Genomic DNA, 20,695 nt, shown 5'->3' with positions numbered 1-20,695 from the left:
GTGATGCCACTCCCCGAATCGCGGCGCCGAGCCGAGGAGGCCTACGTGCTGCGGAACGTCGCCTGTCTCTCGTGGAGCAAGGTTGCGGAGCGGTGCGGGTATCGGTCGGTGGGTGCGGCACAGACGGCCGTCAAGCGCTACGCCGCCCGCAATCCCCTTCCCAGCGCGCAGGCCGCAGCTGACGAAATCGTTGCCCGCAAACGGCATTCGCTCAGCATTGCCTATGCGTCTCTGTCTGCTGCTTTCAAGGCCGGCGACTATCGGACGGTTGCGCAACTGGTCGACTCGATCACCCGGGCGGATGCGGAGCTGGCGCGGTTGTTTGGAATCGGAAGCGAGAACGTTCAAGTCAACGTCAAGTTGGACCAGACGGCAGTCGAAATCGTGGCAGCCGCAAGAGAGCGACTCATGGCTGTGATCGATGCCGAAGTAGTTGAGGAACCGAAAGGAATTACCCGATGAGCACTGCCGAGGACACGAAGCGCGCGATCGCTGCCGTTATGCAGGTGGCTGAGGACCTCGCTGCCGGCCGTATTACCGCGGCTGAGGTCGAGGGCCCAGCTGTCGAGCAATGCCGCGCACTGTTCGAGAGGGTGGCCGGACCTGGGGATGCGTTGTGGGACTTGCAGTGCCAGGTGGCGCGCAAGGTGCTGGGCATGGGCGGTATCCCGGCCAACGAGCTCGCCGAATGGGTCGCGGTGATGCGCCGGTGCGAGGGTCGTTCGTGGATCGAGCGCGCGTTGGCTGAGGGCGCCGACGACGAAGATGAGTAGCCAATGTGTAGCCAAAGGCGTGGGCGCACTGCCCGCGCCATTGGTTTGAAACCCGCTGACCTGCAACGATACTGACGCAGGTGGGTTGCCCTCGGTGAGTTAGATATTCACCTTGGCGTCCTCACCAGTAACGTGCTCAACAAATCGGGCCATCCACCCCCGCGTAGTCAGCACGTACTTACCGGCCTGCTCCGCATCAAAGTTCTCCGCGGTCCCACCGTGGCGCCGGGCGTTGGCCGCGAGTCGTATCTCGTCGATCGGCGCCCGGTCAACGTCGAGAACGTCTCGCAGCTTGCCCCAAGACTCCTCACGCGCGGCCCGGTCGTCTTCACCGTCGGGGAGAAAATGCTGCCGCATGCTTTCGATCGCACGAAAGCAGTAGAACGCGCAGTCCTCGGTCAGCCGCATCGCCTCACGAATGTCGGCCAGTGCGAGCCGTACCGAAGGATGACGACTAGCGGTTACGACGAAGGGTCCCAGCACATCTGCTGGGGTTTGATCATCTTCACTGGGGGTGACGAAGGCCGGCCTGTGGATCGCCAGATAGACGCGGCCGGCACCGTTGTCGACGATGCCGCTGACCAACTTGATGTCAAGGGACGCTCCGCGGTGGAAGCCCAAGGAATCGAGAGCTGATCGCACGATGACCTCAGTGCGGCGCCAAACGCGGTCTGCCCAGATGGCGTCCGGCGGCCCGTCAGGGGTGGTGACATGCACGTTGAATGCAGAGTTCTGGACGCTGATCTGGACCGTATCGAGGCCGTGCGCCAACGTGAATGTGTTTTCGATCCACCAACAGCCCTGTTCGGGCGACACTGTTCCGATGAATGTGACGCTGTGCATGCGTTGCTGACCCTCAATTCTCCAAATCAGGAACTGGCTCCGTGCGAAGGCGCCCTGTCTCGATGGGGCCGAAGGGGATGTGTTCTCCGGCTTCGATTTCGCGGCTCATCGCTGCATAGTCGACCGCGGTTCGGTTCGGCCGGCTCACCTTCACGTGCGGGGGTAGCGGCTGCCCGTCGTCCTCGTCGAAAGGGACGGCTTCTGCGGCTTCGGCCTCTGCGTACATCTGGGCGCGGAGGCTTTCCGTGTGGGCGGCTTCCGCCGCGGCGGTCTCGAGGTCGATGAGGGCCCGCAGCTCGGCTTGCTTTTCCGGGCTCAGCTTTGGCCGCTCAGAGTCGGGGCTGGTCATGGTGTCTAACTGTCCTCTGTTTGTTGGTCAATTGTCTCGTGATTTTGCGGGGTTGCCAGGGCTGCATTGCTGCTGAGGCTGCATTGCACGGGGTCGACGTAGCGTCCGCGTCATGGTCAGTTGTGTGTCTGCCGATCCCGCATCGCGGCCGTCGGCTTCGTGGTGTGCACGCCTCGCGTACCTGAAATCGAGAGGCTATGGCGAGGGCGATCCTTGGGTTGTCGAGTGCCGGGAAGCGTTGGCGTACTGGCGTGTTCATAAGTCGATCGGCGCGGAGGCCGGCCAGCTGTCGCGACCTGGTGCCGATCGGTTGATTGCCGAGTTGAAGGCCGTGGCGTGCTGACGCGACGGAGGCCGAAGGTTGGTAAACCGTCGTCCCATTACGTGGATCGGACGATCCGGCGACCTGAGCCGCCGTCCACGTTCACGTTTTCGCAGGCGGATGCTCGCGGGGAACGCGCAAAGGGCCTGGGGCGATTGGTTCACTACGCCAGCTTCGATGTCGTGGCGGAAGTGCGGGACCAGGCCGGTCCGCTGGCCTCGGAGATCGCCGGCCTGCTGTCAGCGGGGCCTCAGCTCTTTGATCCGCAGCGGCCGGAAATCAGGCTGTGGTTCCCAGGCTTTCATGTCGACGCCCTGGCGAAGGCGGTCCAGCAGCTACGGGACGACTTGGTGCTGGCGATGGCCCCTCTCCTTACTGGCGATGCGCGGGCGAGGTTGGCGGAGTTTGTGGGGGCGCCGGGATTCAAGCAGGCCTTGGTGATCGATAACGACCTCCTTCGCACCGGCTACTGGGTCGATGGTCTGGTGGCCTGTGTGGAGCCGCTGGCGGCCGACCTGGCGGAGCTGGTAGCGGCCGGGCCTGTACATGTGATTTCGAGGCTGGATCAGGCGATCAGCGACTCGCTGCGGGGGCCGGATTCGTGGGGCTTCGACTACAGGGTCCGTGTTCTGGCGGAGCAGATTCCTCGGCTGCGTCAGCAACAGGTGGTTCATCTGCGGCGTGCGGCGGAGGCTGCCGCGCAGGCCGCTGCGGATCAGGCGAATGAGACGCGGGATGTGTTGCGCCAGTTCGGTTTGTCTCGATGAGTGATGGAAAGGAATCATCCCAATGACTGTTTTGCATGAGCCGGCTCCGGTGATTTTCGATGCGCCGCTGGTCAATCCGGCGCCCAACGGCCTGTACGGGGCGACCACGTGGGCTGACCAGGGTGAGCCGTATCGGTGGCTGCCTGGGGGCGTGCAGATTTGGACGCACAACTACGGCGGCGAATCGGCGTTCGGAGTGTGGGGTGCGGATTGGTGCGCTCATGAGGAGGATTTGTCGCCGTCGGACGTGAAAGAGGGCGAGCGGCCCCCGGCGTTCCTCGACGCGTTCGCGCCGATCACTGTGTGGGCTGAGGACCACTGCGACATGACAGTTCAGACGCAGGACCAGGTCAGGACTCGTGCCCAGCAGAACATGCGGCTGCTCGAGCAGAACGCGGTGGAGCGGGAGTTCGCGGCCAGGATGTTGCTGGACGCTGGCGGCGCGCCAAGTGTGTCAGGGCTGGTGGCGGCTGTTGCGGAACTCGAGGATTCGTTCGCGGAGACGAACACGGTGGGGTTCATCCATGCGCGCCCTGGCTGGGCGGCGGTGGCCGCTCAGGCGTTGTTACTGAGTGGCGGTAAGTCTCCGATGGGTCACCGGTGGGTGTTTGGCGGCGGCTATGTCACGGGGCTCGGCGACAAGCTGGTCGCGACGTCGCCGACGTACGGCTGGCGCGGTGAGGTCGCCACACGGGCGGCGATGAAACCGGAACTGAACCGGTTTGAGGTGATCACCGAGCGGTCTCTCGTCGTCGGCTACGAGGCGCTCATTGGCGCGGTGACGGTCAGTTGAGGGTGAAGGAGCGGTTGGTGTCGGGGCGGTGGATGGCTGCGGGCCTCACTGTCCCGGCGCCGATCGTGACAGCACTCTCTAGCACGATCCTGGGAGGGATGGCATGACCAGCGCAAAGATGATTTCTGAAATCACCGACCGTGCAGAGCGTTTGGCGTTCATCAGGCGAGCAATGGCGCGCAGAGCTGTCCTTCCTGCGGCGCCGAAGGGTCGAACTTCAACTGAGACCCCTCCCAAGGCGCTGACGGCATCAGCGGGCATCGCAGCGACGCCCGCACCTCGGGTGAGCCGCGCGGCGCATCTGGCTTCGGTGTCGAACTTGCGAACCGCGGTGCATGAAGCCGCGCACGCGGCCGTTGGTGTGCTGTGCGGCGCGGAGATCGATCGTGCCGAGTCGTTTTCACCTGGGATGAAGTTGTCGAATGGCGCGCAAGGCTATTGCCGTTACCTGCCGTTCAGCGTCGAGGCGGAGCAGCGTCAGCCGCTGATTGCAGCGGCCGGGGCGGTGGCGGAAGCGATCCTGCTGCACGGGCGGGCCCCGACGACCGGCCAAGTGGAGGCCGTCCTGGCGGAGTCGGGTTCCGACGCGGAGGACCTTCACCGGATGTCGATCGCGCGTTGCGAGCGATCAGATCCGATGGCTGCACTTCCTCTGGTACTGCGGCTGTGGCCGGCGATCACTGCTCTGACGATCCAGTTGGAACAGACCGGGGTGATCCATCACAGCGATGTCACTGCGGCGCTGGGCCTGTCGAAGGACAAGGCCCGCCACGGGTTTGAGTTGGCGAACATCCGCTCCGGACTCCGTGAAATCCCGGCGGTCAAGCTCGGCCAGACGGGTGCATCGTGAGCGGCAGCAACGTCGGGCGGCGCCCGCACACCGAAGCCGAGTGGGCGCGGGATGTTCAGCAGCAGATCAAGGAGTTCAAGAGCCGGGACACGGTGCGCCTCGGCTCTTGGGTGCTGTCGGAACGTGACGGCGAGATCGTCGCGACGAAACCTGGACGCGCGCCGGTTGTGCTCACCGAGGTGCTGGCCGCCGCGGACACCAGCGGGTTGCGGCGTGTGCAGAGGCTCATCACCGTGTCGGGCACGACGGGAGGAAGCCTCGGCCTCGTCTACCGCGGCGACCCGCTCACTGTCCCGTGGAACGCTTCGCAGGCGCAGCTGCTGGCTGCGTTCCTTGGGCTCCGGACCTCCTATACGGCACTGGATTTCAATGTCACCGGCCCCAACGGCGGGCCCTGGATAGTCACGCACCCAGGCGGCACCCTGGACGCCGACCTGACCGGCCTGACAGGTTCCGCACCGGCTGTCGATATCACCATCCCATGACGACCGCCGGGACCATCACCGTTGGCGTCGATATCGACGCCAACGGCCTTGGTGAGAAGCTACGGCGGCAGGTCGCGCCCCAACTGGCGAGTCTGAATCGCCAACTTGTGCAGGTCGATCCTCGTGGACTCGAAGGGCTTTCTCGCGCTGCAGCAGATGCTGCGAAGGGTATTGGCCGCGCGGAGGCGGCGCAGTCGAGCTTGTCGCGCACCATGTCTCGTGCCGCAGCGGAGTCGAAGGTATCGACCGATAGTCAGATTCGGGACTATGAGCGGCTAGCGCGTGCGGCGGAGATATCGGCCGCCAAGCGGGCCGCGGCTGAGCGTGTAGCTCGATCTGGAGGTGGCGGCGGCCGCGGAGGTACGGGCGGTCGAGGTGGCGGTGGCGGTGCCCTCGTCCCTGGCCTGCTCGGCGGCGCTGGTCTCGCCGCGTCCGGGCTACCCGCCGCCACCCTGGTGGTCACCAATCTCGTTGGCGCGGTGCAGCAGCTCGCGCAGACGGGTCTCGCCCTGCCGGGCGTGTTCGCCGGCATCGCCGCGTCCGTCGGCACCGCGAAGCTCGGTTTCATGGGCGTCGGCGACGCCATCGACCAGATGTACAAGGCCGCCAAATCCGGCGACCCGAAGGACATCAAGAAAGCCGCCGATGCGCTGAAGGACCTGTCACCCGCCGCGGCAGACACAGTCAAATCCATCGGCACACTGGTGCCGGAGCTCGAGAAGCTCCGCAAAGACGTAGTGCAGCAGAACATGTTCGACGGCCTCAGCAAGTCGATCACCGACTTCTCGAGCAAGATGCTGCCGACGTTCAAGACCGGCCTCGGCGGCATCGCCACCGCGTGGAACGGCACCTTCAAGAGCCTGCTTGGCGCGGCCAGCTCGGACTCGTCGAAAGGCTTCCTGGACCGCATCTTCGGGAACACCGCCGACGCCCAGAACCGCGCCAATAAGGCGATCGAGCCGATCATTCACGGTCTCGGCCAGTTGGCCACCACGGGTTCGAACTTCCTGCCGCGCCTGGCGGATGGGCTCAACGCCGTCGCCACCCGATTCGACTCCTTCATCTCGAAGGCAGCCGCAGACGGGCGCCTCGACAAATGGATCGACCAAGGCTTCAAAGCCGTCGGCAGCCTCGGCGAGAGCTTCCTGAACGTCGGCAAGATCATCACCAGCATCACCCAGGCCGCCGGCGGCGACGGCGGGTTCCTCAAGATGCTCGAGAACGGCACTGGCCGACTCGCCACATTCCTGGGATCCGCTGAAGGCCAGCAGAAGCTGGGCGATTTCTTCAAGGACGCGCGCGACCGGTTGTCCGAGTGGATTCCTATCCTCGGCGACGTCGCCCGCGTCATCGGCGACGTGTTCAAGGGCCTGCAGCAGTGGGGCGATGTCCTTCTCCCCGCTATCGGCGCGGTGACACACGGACTGGCGTCGATGCCCGGCCTGGTGTCGGCGGCCGTCACGTCCTTCGCGGCATTCAAGACGTTGGGCTGGATCGGCAACCTCTTCGGCGGTGGTCCCGGTGGAGGTGGCGCGCCCGGGAAGGGCGGCAACTTCGGGTTCTTCGGCGGCGGCAAGGGCGGCGGCAAGGGCGGAGGGTTCTTCGGCAAGCTGGGCTGGCTTGCCACCAGCACCGGCCTGACGATCGACGCCCTCAGCAAGCCGGCCGGCAGCACTGGAACGTCACTGGAAACCGTCGGTGGCCTCGCGGCTGGCGGCTACGCGCTGGGCAACTTGCCCGGTGCTGCCATCGGCGCCATAGCTGGCCTCGTCGTCGACGGCATACGCCGCGACCGCCAATTCTCCAAGAGCGCAGGCGAACTCACCAACGCCTTCAATGCGGCACCTAACGACTCCGCGCGGCGCGAGTTGTACAACAAGTTCTTCGGCGAGAACGTCTTCGACCCTAGGAAGCTGACCGCTCAGTTCGCCAACCCGAACGATCTCGGGGCTCAGTACGCCAAGCAGGCACTCAAGGACCAGATCACGTCCGGCAAGGTGCAGATTCCCGGCATCACTGCCGATAACTTCGACGCCCAGTTCAAGTCGATGCTCGACGACGCGAAGCGGACTGGCGACGCGATCAACAAGCTCGGCGACGAGCTCAAGACACTCCCCGATGGCCATTTCGAGATCGTCAACCCAACCCCCGAGGTGCTGAGAAAAGTCACCGACCTGGGTTTGAAGATCACGCAGCTGCCAGACGGCAAGTTCACGATCGACGCGAACACCGCTCCGGCCGAAGGTGCGATCAAGAGCCTCTTCGCGTCCTACCAGGGCAAGACCATCACGGTCCCGATCGTCACCTCGATGCCGGGCGGCGCGGTACCGGGCTCGGCTCCGCTGGGCCCGCCACGCGCCGACGGCGGTGTTCTGCCGGGCTATTCGCCCGGTGTGGACAACATGCTGGTGCCGATGTCCGGTGGCGAGGGTGTCGTCATCCCGGAGGCCATGCGGGCGCTGGGAGGCTCGTGGCTGTACGGAATCAACTCGCGTTTCCGGTCCGGAATCAGTCGCCGCGGCTACGCGACCGGTGGTGTGGTCGGCGCCGAGGGCGCGCTCGGCGCGCCCGACAACAGCGTCATCGGGCTGCTGACTCAGATCCGTGACGCCATCCTCGGCAAGGGTGGCGGCGCGCTTGCCACCACCGCGCAGAACACCACCACGATGGCCGACGCGCTCGGACCGAAGATGAAGCCGTTCGGCGGCGACGTGGGCAAGGGCGCGCTGGCCGGCATGATCCGGGCGCTCGGCGGTGACCCGAACCAGATGGACTGGGGCGGCTTCAACGGCGAAGGTCAGCTGCTGGTCCCGCAGGGCGCGACCTCCGGGGCGACGCTGACCGGCGGCGGGGGCGGCAACATGCCGGCTCTCGCCGCGGCGCTGTCGGCGTTCGCACGCAGCGGCAACGTCAGCGACCTCGCTGGCTCCGGGCTGAACGTCAACAGCCCGGTCGTCACGGCGATCACGTCGGCCCGCAACAAGCGCAAGGGCCTCGGCGACGACGACATCGCCGCCCTGGTGCAGCAGGTGCTCACGGGCGGCGGATTCACCGGCGTACTGGACTCGACCAACACGCCACTGGTCAAGTCGCTCACCAAGTTCCAACAGCAGCAGTTCACCGGCCGCGGCGGCGCCACGACACCCGGCATGGCGGCAGGTGGCTTCGACGCGGCGCTGCTGTCACAGGTCCCCGCCGGCCGGTACACCCAGGGCCAGGCTGATCTGACCAAGGGGCTCGCCGACTGCTCGAGCAGCGTCGAGGACCTCGTCAACTTGATGGACGGGATGCCGACCGGCGGCCGCGAGATGTCGACCGGCAACGCCGCCCAGTGGCTGACCTCGCGCGGGTTCCTGCCCGGCACGATGCCCGGCGCGTTCAACGTCGGGTACAACGGCGGCCACATGCAGGCCACGCTCCCGGACGGTACTCCATTCAACTGGGGCAGCGATGCCGCGGCAGCGCGCGGCGGTGTCGGCGGCACCGGCGCGTTCGACCCGTCGTTCAACCAGCACTTCTACCGCCCCGTCACCGGGATGCCGCTCGGCGGCGCCGCGGGGATGGGCATGTCGGCCACTCCGCTCGGATACTCCGGTGGCCCGGTGCCGGTGTACATCGTCGACGGACCTGGACCCGGGTTCGCCAAGCAGTTCGGCGGCCAACTGTTCGGGGATGCCCTCAACGCCGCTGGCGGACCGCTGGGCGACGCGGCCGGATCGATCATCTCCGGCATTGACCAGGGCACGCAGCTCGAGCGCAACAGCACGAAGGACCGGCCTGCCACTCGGACCGGCACGCTGATGAAGGAGGGCAACCCGCTCAGCGTCGCGGCGCTCGCCGGGTATCAGGTGCCGGACTTCACCCGCCAGGGGTGGAACGGCCAGGTGATGGGCAACAGCGGCCCCGGGTTCACCGCCGGCGGGCAGATGATGTCCGACACGGCATCGCTCATCATGCGGACGTTCACCGACACACAGGCCGCCGCTGACGCCCGCCAGCAGCAGATGCTGGCGGTCCTCGACCAGATCAAGACCCAACTGTCCGAGTCGGTGCTGAAGCCGATCATCCAGTCGGCGGTCCAGTCCGCCATGGCCGCCGCGGGCCAGGCTGCCCAGCAGGGCACCTCCGGCGGCGCGGCGGGCATCATCCCCGGACTCGCTGAGGGTGGTGCGATCTGGGGCGGCACCCCGGGCGTCGACTCGGTACCACTGATGGGCATGCCCGGCGAGCACATGCTGACAACCAAGGACGTGTCGGCGATGGGCGGCCAACGCGGCGTCTACGCCTTCCGCGCCGCGCTTCACCGCAACGGCGGGATGCGGGGCTTCGCCGGCGGCGGCGGCATCGGCAATGACACCGTGGGCGCTGACTGGTTCGGTGTCAGCCAGGTGCCCATCATCGGCGACATCATCAACCTGATCATCAAGATCCTGCTGAAGGTCATCGGCGTCGAGATCGCGGTGCGGGACACCATGAATCGGATGTCCGACGACTTCCGCAAGTTCCGCGGGGACTTCAAGGCGTTCGAGGCCAGCGGCCGGCTGATGAACGACACCAGCGGCCTGGTGGACCGCTCCGGATCGTCGGAGGAGACGGTGGTCGCCGAGCGCGTCCGCATCTTCAAGCAGGTGCTCGAAGGCCTCATCAAGTTCATCATCCAGAAGATCGTCATCCCGATTACGCAGGCGATCGCGTCGTCTCTGCTGCAGGCCGGGGCGAGCGCGGCGGGCGGCGCCGTTTCGGGCGGCATCATGGCCGCAGGGGGTGGACCCGCCGGCGGTATCGCGGGCAGCCTTGTCACGAGCCTGATTTCGTCCGGCGGTCAGGCCGGCATCAACATCGGCGGCGAGATCGCGCAGATGATCGCCGGCGCCGCGACGGGCCCGATCGTCGGGCTGCTCACCGACGGCTTCATGGGCATCTTCGGCAAGCTGCTGAACCCCATCCTGACCGGCGGTATCGGCGGCCTGCTGACAACATTCCTGCCGTTCCTGGCGTTCGACGACGGCGGCGTCGCCGTCGGGAAGGGCTTCCTCCCCAAGGCAACTATCGAGCCGGAGCGCGTCCTCTCCCCGCGCCAGAGCCTCTACCACGAACGACTGACAACGGCGATGGAGGACGGCGCGCTCGACCGCCTCGGCAGCCGATACAGCCGCACCGTCACCGTCGGGGATATCCACCTACATGGCACCCAGGCATCCCCTGAAGCCGTCCGCGACAGCATCCTGGCCCTGCTCGACTAGTCGGGCGGAACCTCCGCGACTTGCCCTTGGGTGTTCGCGGCGATGAACCGCTCGATCTCGGCCGCCGACACCCGCCGGTGCGCGCCGACCTGCACGTAACGCAGCGCCCCGGACGCGAACAGCCTGTACAGCGACGCGCGACTGACCTGCAACACCTCGGCGGTTTGGTCAACGGTCAACAACGCGCGAACTCCGTTGACGCTCTTGAACTCTGACATTGAGAACTCCCGTTCGTCTTTCGACGGCGCGCGTCACACGTTCAGCGAATCGAGCTTGTCGGCGGCACAGAGTAGCGTGCTGGCGAGTCGGCGAGCCTGCTCGGCCGTCATTTCCTGCAATTCGGGAGTCTCGGCGATAGACACGTGACGCACAGGGACACAGCCCGGGCACTGCGTGCCCTCGATGCTCACAGGAAACTCGGCAGCACTCCACGACGTGAAGTGACGCGCGAATAGGTCCTCGCCGTCGATCCGATCATCAAGGAACCAGTCGCCGACTCGGACCGCGTCTCCGGGCGGTGCGACGTCGGCAAACCTCATCGCCGGGTCACGTGGGTTGTCCTTGATGTAGTTCCGTGCCCGACGCAGGAGGTCGTGGTAGTGCCAGTGGGATTCACGGCTCTCAAGGAAGGCGATCTGGCCTTTGGTGAGTTGTGAAACGAGGTCGCGCCATCCGTCGCCGGCGTGTGCGGGGTTCATTGCGGTGGTGATCATGGTGGTGGATCGCTTTCGGTGGTGGTCGAACGGGCGAGCGATTGGCTACTTTTTGGCTACAAACCTGGCCGATCAGGACCGATCAGCACAGATGTTGGCCGTTGGCGTTGAAGCAGGTAGTTGTACCCTTTGGCGCATTTGCCGAGGTGACGTGGAACTCAGAATTTGAGTTCGAATCTCACCGAGGGCACCAAAGCTCGCCGCTAAACTGCAGGCATGGGGGCACTGCGAGTCACTGCTGATGGGCTGTTCGCCGTTGCCGGTCAACTCGAGCAGCATGCCCAAGCTCTGTCCGCACACGTCACCAGTGGCGCGCTGCTTCCCGAAGGTCAGTCCACCGCGGATGTCGTCGCCGAGATCCAATCGCGCATCGATGCCGCGTCCGCCGCACATGCCGAACGGATCTGGTCTGTTGTCTCCGCGCTGACCGCCGCCGGACGCGCGTATACCGACTCCGACAGCTCGGCCACGGCAGCATTGGCGGAGTAGCCATGATGGCCGAACTCGAGTTGCCGACGCTGGCGCAGATCACCGATTGGGATGTGCAACACCTGGTCGACGCCGCCGCGCAGTGGAACAAGACCGCCGATATGTGGGAGAACTCATTCCACGACGTCTGGCAGGGCACCCTGCGTCCCGGCGGCACCACGTGGGAAGGCAGTGCGGCGGAGAACGCGCAGGACATCGCGTGGCGCGACCTGGTCAAGGTTCGTGGCTCGGCCGACGCACTACGGACCGCCGCGAGTATCGCCCACGCCGGCGCGGCGTCGCTGTCTGACGTGAAGCGATTGGCGCTCAACGCAATTGACGAAGCGCGTACCAACGAGTTCACCGTCTCCGAAGACCTGTCGGTGACCGAGGTCAGATACCGGTTCGTGGCGCGGGAACGCGAGTCGCGCGAGTCGATGGCCGATGACCACTCCGCCGACATCCGGCACTTCGCCGCGAATCTCGTTGCCCTGGACCGGGATATCGCGCACCGCCTCCGGGCAACCATGTCCGGGATCGGCGCCCCGATCTATTCGGTCTGAGCCGTAGAACCCGAGGGCCTCCCCGGCGCATGACACGCCAGGGAGGCCTCGTCCGCACCCGGGTTATGCGCCCTGATGCTGATGTGACTTGCTGTCCGCCGGCGAAGTCTTGCCACCGGTGTCGCTGTTCGACCGTCCCGTCGGCTTTGACGGTTTACTGGCAGCGGGGGCCGGCTTCTTCGTCTTGCCCGGCTTCTTGCCCTTGCCCTTGGCGGCCGGCTTGTCGCCGTCCTTGCCATCGGTCGACTTGCCCTCGGCCGCAGCGTCTTTGGCCGGCTTCTTGGATTCGTTCGCGGCCTTCGGCTCCGCCGACGCAGGCGAATCGGACTGCGGGGTTTCTGCTTTGGGCGTTTCCGCCTTCGGCGTTTCCGCCTTGGGCGTCTCGGCCTTGGGAGCCTCTTCCTTCGGGGTTTCTTCCTTCGGGGTCTCAGTCTTGGGCGTTTCGACCTTCGGGGTTTCTTCCTTCGGGCTCTCGGTCTTCGGGCTCTCCGCCTTCGGGGTGTCTTCCTTCGGGGTTTCGGCCTTGGGATCCTCAGTCTTGGGATCCTCGACCTTGGTCTCCACGGCCTTCGGGTCGACAGCTCCCGCGGTTTCGTGCTCGACGGCGTCGACCACCTTGACGTCACCCGACTCGGACTTGTCGCCGGCCTTGACGTGGTCGGCGGTGTCCTTCGAACCACCCACCTGAGACTTCAGCTCCGTCGCGGCCCGGTTGGCCTCCGAGAGGGTGTCCGCACTGATCGAGGCGGCGGCGGATGCCAGGCTCGCGGTGGTACTCGGTTGCGCCGCAGCGGGTTTGAAGATGCCCGCCAGCAGGCTCTGGAACGCCTTGACGGCGTTGTTGACCGCGGTCTGCAGCGATGCGGTGAACGACGCGAAGGCTTTCTGGGCCTGAGCCAGCGCCTTCTGGATCAATTGGGCCAGCGCCACGATCGGCGAGACGATGACCGGCGGAAGACCGATGGCATCCGAGATCACCTTCACCGCCAGCTTCGCCGTCCAGTCCGCCTGGAAGATGCCGTAACCGGTGTCCGTGCCCGGCGTGCCGTCACGGGTGGTGTAGATGAATATCGGGCCGGTGTAGGTCAGCGCCCGCCAGGCAGTGATGAAGTCCGAGATGAAATCGGCCTGCTTCTGGTTGCTCGTGGGGTCGACGACGCCGAGTTGGTCCAGCACGGTCTGGAAGCCGTACTCGGTGGCCCAGATCAGCTTGTCGCCGTCACCGTTCTGCACCATGATCGCCCGCATCTGCTGCAGCTGGTACAGCGGCGCGAGTGGGTTCAGGGCACCCTGCGAGAACTTCAGCACCTGGTTGAACTCGTACGGGTGGAACGAGATCGCGTCGAAAAAGCCTTTGGCGCCGGCGGCATACATTGCGGCCAGGAAGGTCTGCGGAGACGACGTGAGTCCGAAGAAGTCCTGAATCGGCGCCAGGGCGCCCGCGATGACCGAGGCCGTCGGGTCCACACCGGTGGTCCCGTCGCCGCCCTTCAGGGTGGTGTAGACGGCCTTCAGGATGGCGGTGTACTTAGCGGCATCCATCGGCTGGAAGAACGTGAAGCTGTTGGGCTCGTTCCAGACTTCGTACGCGGAGATGACGTCGCCGTAGCGGGTGGCCACCTGCTTCACGAAGTCCGCATAGACGGCCGGATCGGGTGCGCCCGCACCCGGGGTGGTCCCACTCGGCGCCGCCCACAGCGGGGTGTGGCTGATGACCGCCAGCACACCCATGTTGTGGGCGCGCGCGGCGTCCATCACGTTGTTCATCAGCGTCCAGTTCGCGTCATTCGCAAGATCATTCGGACCCGTCATCTTGATCAACGCCCATGGGACGAAGACCCGGATGTTCTGCACCCCGATGGACTGCAGCTGGGTCAGGGTCTTGTCGATCTCCGCCGGCGACAGTCCGTAGAGGCTGGAGTCAGCGATGCCGATGGTCGAATGCGTGTCATCGATCTCGGCGGTGGGTATGACGTCGATCGCGACCGTTCGAGTCGGCGCGGGCGTCACGTGGCTGTAGGTGCAGATGACAGCCAATGGCATCAATACGACAACGACTCTCAGCATGAGAGCACGGACCAGACGGTTCACCGCAGTCCCCTTTCCGCCCTGGTCGTCGCCCCTCGACAACGACGCGTGGCAGTTAATTTACTGCTCCGACAACAATTTAATGAGCTCAAATCCGAAATCTGATCGAAATAGTCCGAGCATGCGAATCAGGCAAATATAGAGATGTCCTAAATACCTCTGGTATGTTCACATACAGCTAATCAATATCGGTTTGCAAAATTGTCATAAGCAAGCATTTTTCTGGTATATATGCAGTTCAACTGCTTCAGCCGGTCCACCAGAAATGCCATTCGACGCAGCTGTCGAATATTTGGCAATTTTGATATTGATCGCCGTTGTACGTACTTTTCGACTGCGGCGAAGGGACACCGAGTACCCACGAATATCCCACTCAGCGAGCCCTTCTAAATGGCCACAGCGACTGGCCATTATGGGTCCCGCAACCAATCCGGGACAGCGCGCCGGCGGCACCGGGGCGACCCGCTGTTTCGCCATCAGCGGAGTATCCGCAGCCGAGCACCAAACCCGGTCCCGCGCGTCTACCCTTACTCCATGGCGATCATGGACGACGCTCGCCTCACCGGCGGCGCCGCAACCCCGGCCAGCGCCGATTTGGTCGCTGCCGTGCGCCGTTCGGTCTGCGTGCCGACCGCGACCGTCCGCGAGTGCCTTCGCCCCGACGCCGACATCCTGAGCCCGACCGTCGCCCGCAGCCGCCGGATCCTGACGCGCACCAGCCGCCTCGGCGCGGTGCTCAGCGTCTTCTTCGCCTTGCAGGCGTTGACCACTGGGCCTTATACGATGTGGATCGGCGCGGTCAATCTGGCCGGCGCGGTGCTGTTCCTGCTCGTGCCGACGCTGTACCGGTTCGGCGAACTCGTGGCGCCCGCGGCGTTCATACTCATCGCCTACATCACGGTCACCGTCGTGACCATCAATGTGGGCACCGGCTCGGGAATTCTGTTGTATTTCGCGGTGGCGGGTGCCATCGCACTGCTGATCGTGGGCCTCGAACATGTGGGTTTCGCGGCCGCCGTCGCCGCGGTCGGCATCGTCACCGCGAGCATCCTGGAATTCACCGTCCCGGCGCACACCGGAGCGCAGAGCGAGATGGAAAGCCGGGTGTCGTTCGTCATCACCGCGGTGTCGGCCTGCCTCATCGTGATGGCGACGGTCTGGTCGGTGCTGCGGGAGAACGCCATCGCCCAGCGCGCCATCCAGGCCGAATACCTCAGGTCCGAGACGCTGCTGGCGAACATCCTCCCCGAGTCCATCGCGCAGCGACTCAAGGATCCGGCGCATTCGGTGATCGCCGACAAATTCGACGACGCCTCAATACTTTTCGCCGATATCGCCGGCTACACCCAGCGCGCCAGCGACACCACCCCCGCCGATCTGGTCCAGTTCCTGGACACGCTCTACACCGGGCTCGACGCACTCGTCGACCGGCACGGCTTGGAGAAGGTCAAGACGAGCGGTGACTCCTACATGGTGGTCAGCGGGATACCGCACGGTCGGGCCGATCACCTCGAGGCGCTGGCCTGCCTGGCACTGGACTTTGCCGATTCGGTCCGCGGGCTGACCGATCCCAAGGGGCGGCCCGTCCCGGTCCGTATCGGCATCGCCGCCGGCCCCGTGGTGGCCGGTGTGGTGGGGTCACGCAAGTTCTTCTACGACGTCTGGGGCGACGCGGTGAACGTCGCGTCCCGCATGGAGAGCACCGACGTCGCCGGCCGAATCCAGGTGCCGCACAACGTGTATGAACGTCTGCGCCACGCATACGAATTCGAGGAGCGCGGCGAGATCGACGTCAAGGGCAAAGGGCTGATGCACACCTGGTATCTGGTCGGACGGCTGTCCGCGGCCGGCTCGTCCCGAGCCGACGGCGCTCAGTCCAGCCCGTGCTCGATGGCATAGCGCGCCGCTTCGACCCGGTTGGCCACCTGCAGCTTGCGGAACGTCGCCTGCACGTGGTTCTCGACGGTGCGGTGGCTGAGCGTCAGGCGTTCGGCAATCTGCTTGGCGGTCAAGCCTTTCGCCACGTACCGCAGGATCTCGGTTTCCCGCTCCGTCAGGCCGGCAGCCGGGTCCGCACCCGGCGTCTTGGCCATGCGCCGGTGCTCCCCCAGCACCAGGCCGGCCAGACCCGGGGTGAACACCGCACGCCCCTCACCTGTCGCGCGCACCGCGTCGGCCAGCTCGGCCTTGGAGGCACTCTTCACCAGATACCCGGTGGCACCGGCCTTCACGGCCTCCAGGACGTCGTCGCGCTCGTCGGAGGCCGACAGCACCAGCACCCGGGTCGCCGGTGAGACCGCCAGCACCTGCGTGGTCGCCTCGACGCCGCTGCCGTCGGACAGCCGCATGTCCATCAGCACCACCTGGGGCTTGACCACCGCGGCCCGCCGGCCCGCGGCGGCCACACCGTCAGCGGTGGCCACCACGGTGAAGCCCGAGTCCTCGAGGTCACGGGCGACGGCGTCCCGCCAGATCGGGTGGTCGTCGACCACCATCACCGTCAACTGAGGCTCAGACATCGCCGGCCGCCCTCGGTACCGTCAGCTCCCACTCGGTGCCGGCTCCCGGCGACGTCGTCAGCTCGGCTTTACCTCCGAGCGATTCCAGCCGTCCCACAATCGATTTCGTCACACCCATATGCCCCTCCGCAGCTGCCTGCGCCAACCGTCCGTCGGCGATCCCCACCCCATCGTCGCGGACGCTCACCACGACCTGCCCGTCCAGGTCCTCGACGAGGACGTAAGCCCGCGCCTCGGGGCCCGCGTGTGCGACCGTGTTGCCCAGCACGTTGGCGACCGCGGCATCGAGTTCGCCCGCCACGGCGGCGTCGAGCAGCACCGGGTCCGGCGGCACGCTCACCGCGACGCGATCACCCGCGCGGGCCCGGAGCATCTCCCCGACGTCGACCAGACCGCCCGGCGCCTCGTCCAGACCGGAACTGACCAGTCGGCGCAGCGCCCGTTCCTGCTCGCCGGCCAGCTGCGCGAGTTCGGTTGTCGCACCTCCGATTTCCCGCCCCTTGCGGGCCACCAGCGCCAGCACCTGGATGGCGCCGTCGTGCACCTGCCGGGACAGCCGCTCGCGCTCCGCGGTCGCTGCCGCCAATCGGATGGCGCGCTGCAACTCCGCGTGCGCACGGCGCGCGGTCTGCGCGGCCATCCCGACGGCGAGCCCCACCGCCAACTCGATGACGAGCGTCGCCTGCCGGCCGAGATTGGGGTCGAAGTAGCCCTTGAGCAGCGCGCCGGCCGCCGTCACGAGCAGCCCGACGCCCATGCCGGCCAGCGGCCCCAGCTGGATCGCCGCCGATAACGTCGCGTTGGTGGCCCACAACGTGGTCGGCCACGACTGATTACCGGCTATCCACGCCGGAGAGGCCACCAGGTCGGTCGACAACACCAGCAGGACGACGACAAGCACCTCGGCCAGCACCCAGGCCCGCCGCCGTCCGAAGCCCTTCAGGTAGGCCACCGCACACGCCAGGCTCCAGGCGATGAGGAGCCCGAACAGCACCCATGTGACCGCCGGGTGCCGCAGATCGTCATTGACCGCGAGCTGAAAACCCAGGGCGTACAGACAGCTGAGCAACCGGAAGCCCTGCGCCGCCCGCCAGAGCGGAGCTGCCGGGTCCGGTTCTGGCTCCGGTTTCGAAGCGGAATGCACAGCCATTACATCACTTTGGACAGAAAAGCCTTCGTGCGTTCATGTTGTGGGTTGGCCATCACCTCGCGCGGGGCGCCGCGCTCGACCACCACGCCACCGTCCATGAACACCAACTGGTCGGCCACCTCGCGTGCGAAGCCCATCTCATGCGTGACGACGATCATCGTCATCCCCTGTTGGGCAAGCTTTTTCATGACCGCGAGGACGTCTCCGACCAGTTCCGGGTCCAGGGCCGACGTCGGTTCGTCGAACAGCATCAGCTTGGGTTCCATCGCCAAGGCGCGGGCGATCGCGACACGCTGCTGCTGGCCACCGGACAACTGGGCCGGATACGCATCGGCCTTGCTGGACAGCCCCACCTGGTCGAGCAGATCCCGCGCACGGGTGACCGCTGCGTCACGCTTGACGCCCTTGACGTGAACCGGCGCCTCGATGATGTTCTCCAGCGCGGTCCGGTGCGGGAACAGATTGAAATGCTGGAACACCATGCCGACATCGCGCCGCTGGCGGGCGGCCTCCTTGGGCGGCAGCTCGTGCAGCTTGCCGCCGCGTTCGCGGTAACCGACCAGCTCCTCATCGACATACAACCGCCCGGCGCTCACCTGTTCCAGGTGGTTGATGCACCGCAGGAACGTCGACTTGCCGGAGCCGGAGGGACCGACGAGCACGAGCACCTGTCCGCGCTCGACATCGAGTGAGACGCCCTTGAGTACGTCGAGGGCGCCGAAGCTCTTGCACACCTGCTCGGCGCGCACCATGGGGGTCATGCCGGCACACCCCCGTGGTCGCCCATCTGTGCCAGGGCAAGGGCCTCGAGCTGTTTGGCCGTCAGCTTGCGCGACGCCCCCCGGGAGAAGTACCGCTCCAGGTAGAACTGGCCGACCATCAGCACGCTGGTGATGACCAGGTACCAGGTGGCGGCGACCAGCAGCAGCGGGATGGGCTGGAAGATCACCGCGGAGATGTCGCGGGTGCGGGTGTAGAGCTCGAGCGTGTACGGCACGGCCGTGACCAGCGACGTGGTTTTCAGCATGCTGATCAGCTCGTTGCCGGTGGGCGGCACGATGACCCGCATCGCCTGCGGAAGAACGGTGCGCCGCATGGTCATCCACCACGACATGCCGAGGGCGACGGACGCCTCGGTCTGCCCCTCCGGGACGGAAATGATTCCGGCGCGGATGATTTCGGCCATGTAGGCGGCTTCGTTGAGACCCAGGCCGATGAAGGCCATCTCGAACGCCAGCGACAGGCCCTGCAGCTGGATGTGGAACAGCGAAGGACCGAACGGCACCCCGATCTGGATGTTCTGGTAGATCGACGGGAACAGGCCCCAGAACACCAGCTGCACATACACGGGCGTACCGCGGAAAATCCACAGATAACCCCACGCGACGGCACGGAACACCGGGTTCGGCGACAGCCGCATCACGGCCAGGACGACGCCGAGCACCAAGCCTATCGCCATCGCATAGATGGTGAGCTGCACGGTGTTCCACGCTGCCTCGGCCACCCGCACGTCGAGCAGGTACTTGAGGTAGGTGTCCCAGCCGTAGGCGGGGTTGGTCGCGGCGCCGTAGAGGAACAGCCCGGCAACGATGATGATCGCGACGGCCCCGACCCACCGCCAGGGATGCCGTAGCGGTACCGCGTGGATGGCGGCGGGACCGCTCGGGTCCGCCGCTGACTCAGCAGCCGTCACGTCAGCTGGTGGCCCCATTGATGACCGGCTTGTCGATCATTCCGGCCTGCACGCCCCAATTGGTCGCAATCTGCTTGTACGTGCCGTTGTCGATGAGGTGCTGCAGTGCCTGCAGCAGCGATTGCGCCAACGGCGAGCCCTTCTTCACCGGCCATCCGTAGGGCGCCGAGTCGAACACTTCGCCCGCCTGCACCAGCTTGCCGCCCGCCTGCTTGATCGCCCACAACGTCACGGGCGAGTCCGCGGACATGGCGTCGGCCTGGCCGACGACGACGGCGTTGGCGGCCTGGTCCTGGTTGTCGAACTTCACCACGTCGATGGGCGGCTTGCCGGCGTCGGTGCATGCCTTGGTCTTGGCGGGCAGTTCCTCGGTGTCCTGCACCGTGGTCGACTCGACTGCGATCTTCTTGCCACAGGAGTTGTTGGGGTCGACGTGGTCACCCGCGCGCTGCGCCCAGAGGCTGCCGGCCGAGAAGTAGGTGACGAAATCGACCTGCTGCTCACGCTGCTTGCTGTCGGTGAAGGACGACATCCCGACGTTGTAGGTGCCGGCCTGGATCGCCGGGATGATCTTGGAGAAGTCCGACTCCTCGCGGTAATCGACGGTCAGACCGAGCGTCTGGGCGATGGCGTTCATCAGGTCGACGTCGAAACCGACGACCTTGCCGGTGCTCGGGTCCTTGTACTCGTTGGGCGCGTACGGGATGTTCACACCGACGATCAGCTTGCCGCTGGATTTGATGGCTTCCGGCACCGTGTTGGCGATGGACTCGACCTTGGCGGCGGGAGCCGCCGACGAACTCGATGCGGGCGAGGTGGATTCGGTGTTCTTCGTGCAACCCGACAGCGCCAACGCGCCACTCGCCGCCACCACCACCGCGATGCGCCACGCCGTGCCCCGACGGCTCTGACTCACATCTGACACGTTGCCTCTTCCTTCGTGCTCAACTCTGGCCTGACCACACCTGTCACGACACACCGCCGGCACGCATCGGTCGGCGTGCCGCGTTGGAGAGCACCTTATCGGCACGCTGGTCGCCAAGCAGCCCAATCGCCCGTTGTCCACATCTGGAACC

Annotated in this window: 20 protein-coding genes; 10 read left to right on the top strand and 10 right to left on the bottom strand. The window is 65.9% G+C overall.

The features are described 5' to 3' along the window. Positions 1–45: 45 nt before the first annotated feature. Together ACJH6I_RS16940 and ACJH6I_RS16935 are read left to right on the top strand one after the other, a co-directional pair. Positions 46–462, top strand: a complete 417-nt coding sequence (locus ACJH6I_RS16940) for a hypothetical protein (RefSeq protein ID WP_318986334.1) — start codon at positions 46–48, stop codon at positions 460–462. Continuing rightward, positions 459–773, top strand: a complete 315-nt coding sequence (locus tag ACJH6I_RS16935; RefSeq protein WP_318986333.1) for a flagellar hook-length control protein — start codon at positions 459–461, stop codon at positions 771–773. The genes ACJH6I_RS16940 and ACJH6I_RS16935 overlap by 4 nt, the downstream gene beginning before the upstream one ends. A gap of 99 nt (positions 774–872) precedes the next feature. Here ACJH6I_RS16935 and ACJH6I_RS16930 read toward each other — a convergent pair whose 3' ends face one another. Next, entirely contained in the window at positions 873–1,616 is a 744-nt protein-coding gene (locus ACJH6I_RS16930) for a hypothetical protein (protein ID WP_318986332.1), read from the bottom strand. Positions 1,617–1,629: 13 nt separating this feature from the next. Next, a complete protein-coding gene (locus tag ACJH6I_RS16925; protein WP_318986331.1) occupies positions 1,630–1,965 on the bottom strand; it encodes a hypothetical protein in 336 nt (111 codons plus the stop codon). A 504-nt stretch (positions 1,966–2,469) separates the two neighbouring features. Between ACJH6I_RS16925 and ACJH6I_RS16920 the strand changes: the two genes are divergently transcribed. From ACJH6I_RS16920 to ACJH6I_RS16900, 5 genes are all read left to right on the top strand, one after another. Further along, complete coding sequence (locus ACJH6I_RS16920; protein WP_318986330.1) at positions 2,470–3,054, top strand: hypothetical protein; 585 nt, start codon at positions 2,470–2,472, stop codon at positions 3,052–3,054. A 22-nt stretch (positions 3,055–3,076) separates the two neighbouring features. Next, positions 3,077–3,847 carry a hypothetical protein gene (locus ACJH6I_RS16915; RefSeq protein WP_318986329.1) on the top strand — a complete coding sequence of 257 codons (771 nt, stop codon included), beginning with the start codon at positions 3,077–3,079 and terminating at the stop codon, positions 3,845–3,847. A gap of 103 nt (positions 3,848–3,950) precedes the next feature. Further along, positions 3,951–4,697, top strand: a complete 747-nt coding sequence (locus tag ACJH6I_RS16910; RefSeq protein ID WP_318986328.1) for a hypothetical protein — start codon at positions 3,951–3,953, stop codon at positions 4,695–4,697. Beyond that, a complete protein-coding gene (locus tag ACJH6I_RS16905; RefSeq protein ID WP_318986327.1) occupies positions 4,694–5,182 on the top strand; it encodes a hypothetical protein in 489 nt (162 codons plus the stop codon). Before ACJH6I_RS16910 ends, ACJH6I_RS16905 begins: the two co-directional genes overlap by 4 nt. Continuing rightward, on the top strand, positions 5,179–10,425 hold the full coding sequence (locus ACJH6I_RS16900) for a hypothetical protein (protein WP_318986326.1): 5,247 nt from the start codon (positions 5,179–5,181) through the stop codon (positions 10,423–10,425). Before ACJH6I_RS16905 ends, ACJH6I_RS16900 begins: the two co-directional genes overlap by 4 nt. Here the strand turns inward: ACJH6I_RS16900 and ACJH6I_RS16895 are convergent. Then, on the bottom strand, positions 10,422–10,643 hold the full coding sequence (locus ACJH6I_RS16895) for a helix-turn-helix domain-containing protein (protein WP_318986325.1): 222 nt from the start codon (positions 10,641–10,643) through the stop codon (positions 10,422–10,424). The two genes, ACJH6I_RS16900 and ACJH6I_RS16895, sit on opposite strands and share 4 nt — an antisense overlap. Before the next feature lie 33 nt (positions 10,644–10,676). Then, positions 10,677–11,138 (bottom strand): hypothetical protein, encoded by a 462-nt coding sequence (locus ACJH6I_RS16890; protein WP_318986324.1) that lies wholly within the window; start codon positions 11,136–11,138, stop codon positions 10,677–10,679. A 216-nt stretch (positions 11,139–11,354) separates the two neighbouring features. Here ACJH6I_RS16890 and ACJH6I_RS16885 point away from each other — a divergent pair, with 216 nt between their 5' ends. Beyond that, the gene (locus ACJH6I_RS16885; RefSeq protein ID WP_318986323.1) at positions 11,355–11,627 is read left to right on the top strand and encodes a hypothetical protein; all 273 of its coding nucleotides are present in this window, start codon (positions 11,355–11,357) and stop codon (positions 11,625–11,627) included. Between the two features lie 2 nt (positions 11,628–11,629). Then, entirely contained in the window at positions 11,630–12,169 is a 540-nt protein-coding gene (locus ACJH6I_RS16880) for a hypothetical protein (protein ID WP_318986322.1), read from the top strand. 63 nt (positions 12,170–12,232) lie between these two features. On the opposite strand, the gene ACJH6I_RS16875 is transcribed toward ACJH6I_RS16880, so the two are convergent. Further along, positions 12,233–14,212, bottom strand: coding sequence for a cellulase family glycosylhydrolase (locus ACJH6I_RS16875; RefSeq protein WP_318986321.1), 1,980 nt, complete (start codon positions 14,210–14,212; stop codon positions 12,233–12,235). A gap of 579 nt (positions 14,213–14,791) precedes the next feature. Here ACJH6I_RS16875 and ACJH6I_RS16870 point away from each other — a divergent pair. Next, positions 14,792–16,156: an adenylate/guanylate cyclase domain-containing protein gene (locus tag ACJH6I_RS16870; protein WP_318986320.1), complete on the top strand. Its 1,365-nt coding sequence runs from the start codon at positions 14,792–14,794 to the stop codon at positions 16,154–16,156. Here the strand turns inward: ACJH6I_RS16870 and ACJH6I_RS16865 are convergent. Genes ACJH6I_RS16865 through ACJH6I_RS16845 form a run of 5 tightly spaced genes read right to left on the bottom strand, consistent with a single transcriptional unit; the run spans position 16,129 to position 20,535 of the window. Then, positions 16,129–16,776, bottom strand: a complete 648-nt coding sequence (locus ACJH6I_RS16865) for a response regulator transcription factor (protein ID WP_318986319.1) — start codon at positions 16,774–16,776, stop codon at positions 16,129–16,131. The genes ACJH6I_RS16870 and ACJH6I_RS16865 overlap by 28 nt on opposite strands. Continuing rightward, positions 16,769–17,926: a MacS family sensor histidine kinase gene (macS, locus tag ACJH6I_RS16860; RefSeq protein ID WP_318986318.1), complete on the bottom strand. Its 1,158-nt coding sequence runs from the start codon at positions 17,924–17,926 to the stop codon at positions 16,769–16,771. The genes ACJH6I_RS16865 and macS overlap by 8 nt, the downstream gene beginning before the upstream one ends. Continuing rightward, positions 17,926–18,678, bottom strand: a complete 753-nt coding sequence (locus ACJH6I_RS16855; RefSeq protein ID WP_406784305.1) for an amino acid ABC transporter ATP-binding protein — start codon at positions 18,676–18,678, stop codon at positions 17,926–17,928. Before ACJH6I_RS16855 ends, macS begins: the two co-directional genes overlap by 1 nt. Positions 18,679–18,683: 5 nt before the next feature. Continuing rightward, positions 18,684–19,637, bottom strand: coding sequence for an amino acid ABC transporter permease (locus ACJH6I_RS16850; RefSeq protein ID WP_318986316.1), 954 nt, complete (start codon positions 19,635–19,637; stop codon positions 18,684–18,686). Further along, positions 19,621–20,535 (bottom strand): ABC transporter substrate-binding protein, encoded by a 915-nt coding sequence (locus ACJH6I_RS16845; protein ID WP_318986315.1) that lies wholly within the window; start codon positions 20,533–20,535, stop codon positions 19,621–19,623. The genes ACJH6I_RS16850 and ACJH6I_RS16845 overlap by 17 nt, the downstream gene beginning before the upstream one ends. Positions 20,536–20,695 lie beyond the last annotated feature (160 nt).

This window comes from Mycobacterium sp. SMC-13 (assembly GCF_045311035.1).
Taxonomy (GTDB): Bacteria; Actinomycetota; Actinomycetes; order Mycobacteriales; family Mycobacteriaceae; genus Mycobacterium.
The sequence above is the reverse complement of the archived record's forward strand: the minus strand, read 5'-3'. Positions and strand labels throughout refer to the sequence as shown.

Bases quoted from the DNA above. Each gene is read 5' to 3' on its own strand.
- ACJH6I_RS16935 (WP_318986333.1), top strand. From the start codon at position 459: ATGAGCACTGCCGAGGACACGAAGCGCGCGATCGCTGCCGTTATGCAG.
- ACJH6I_RS16930 (WP_318986332.1), bottom strand. From the start codon at position 1,616: ATGCACAGCGTCACATTCATCGGAACAGTGTCGCCCGAACAGGGCTGT.
- ACJH6I_RS16925 (WP_318986331.1), bottom strand. From the start codon at position 1,965: ATGACCAGCCCCGACTCTGAGCGGCCAAAGCTGAGCCCGGAAAAGCAA.
- ACJH6I_RS16915 (WP_318986329.1), top strand. From the start codon at position 3,077: ATGACTGTTTTGCATGAGCCGGCTCCGGTGATTTTCGATGCGCCGCTG.
- ACJH6I_RS16910 (WP_318986328.1), top strand. From the start codon at position 3,951: ATGACCAGCGCAAAGATGATTTCTGAAATCACCGACCGTGCAGAGCGT.
- ACJH6I_RS16900 (WP_318986326.1), top strand. From the start codon at position 5,179: ATGACGACCGCCGGGACCATCACCGTTGGCGTCGATATCGACGCCAAC.
- ACJH6I_RS16895 (WP_318986325.1), bottom strand. From the start codon at position 10,643: ATGTCAGAGTTCAAGAGCGTCAACGGAGTTCGCGCGTTGTTGACCGTT.
- ACJH6I_RS16890 (WP_318986324.1), bottom strand. From the start codon at position 11,138: ATGATCACCACCGCAATGAACCCCGCACACGCCGGCGACGGATGGCGC.
- ACJH6I_RS16885 (WP_318986323.1), top strand. From the start codon at position 11,355: ATGGGGGCACTGCGAGTCACTGCTGATGGGCTGTTCGCCGTTGCCGGT.
- ACJH6I_RS16880 (WP_318986322.1), top strand. From the start codon at position 11,630: ATGATGGCCGAACTCGAGTTGCCGACGCTGGCGCAGATCACCGATTGG.
- ACJH6I_RS16875 (WP_318986321.1), bottom strand. From the start codon at position 14,212: ATGCCATTGGCTGTCATCTGCACCTACAGCCACGTGACGCCCGCGCCG.
- ACJH6I_RS16870 (WP_318986320.1), top strand. From the start codon at position 14,792: ATGGCGATCATGGACGACGCTCGCCTCACCGGCGGCGCCGCAACCCCG.
- ACJH6I_RS16865 (WP_318986319.1), bottom strand. From the start codon at position 16,776: ATGTCTGAGCCTCAGTTGACGGTGATGGTGGTCGACGACCACCCGATC.
- macS (WP_318986318.1), bottom strand. From the start codon at position 17,926: ATGGCTGTGCATTCCGCTTCGAAACCGGAGCCAGAACCGGACCCGGCA.
- ACJH6I_RS16855 (WP_406784305.1), bottom strand. From the start codon at position 18,678: ATGGTGCGCGCCGAGCAGGTGTGCAAGAGCTTCGGCGCCCTCGACGTA.
- ACJH6I_RS16850 (WP_318986316.1), bottom strand. From the start codon at position 19,637: ATGGGGCCACCAGCTGACGTGACGGCTGCTGAGTCAGCGGCGGACCCG.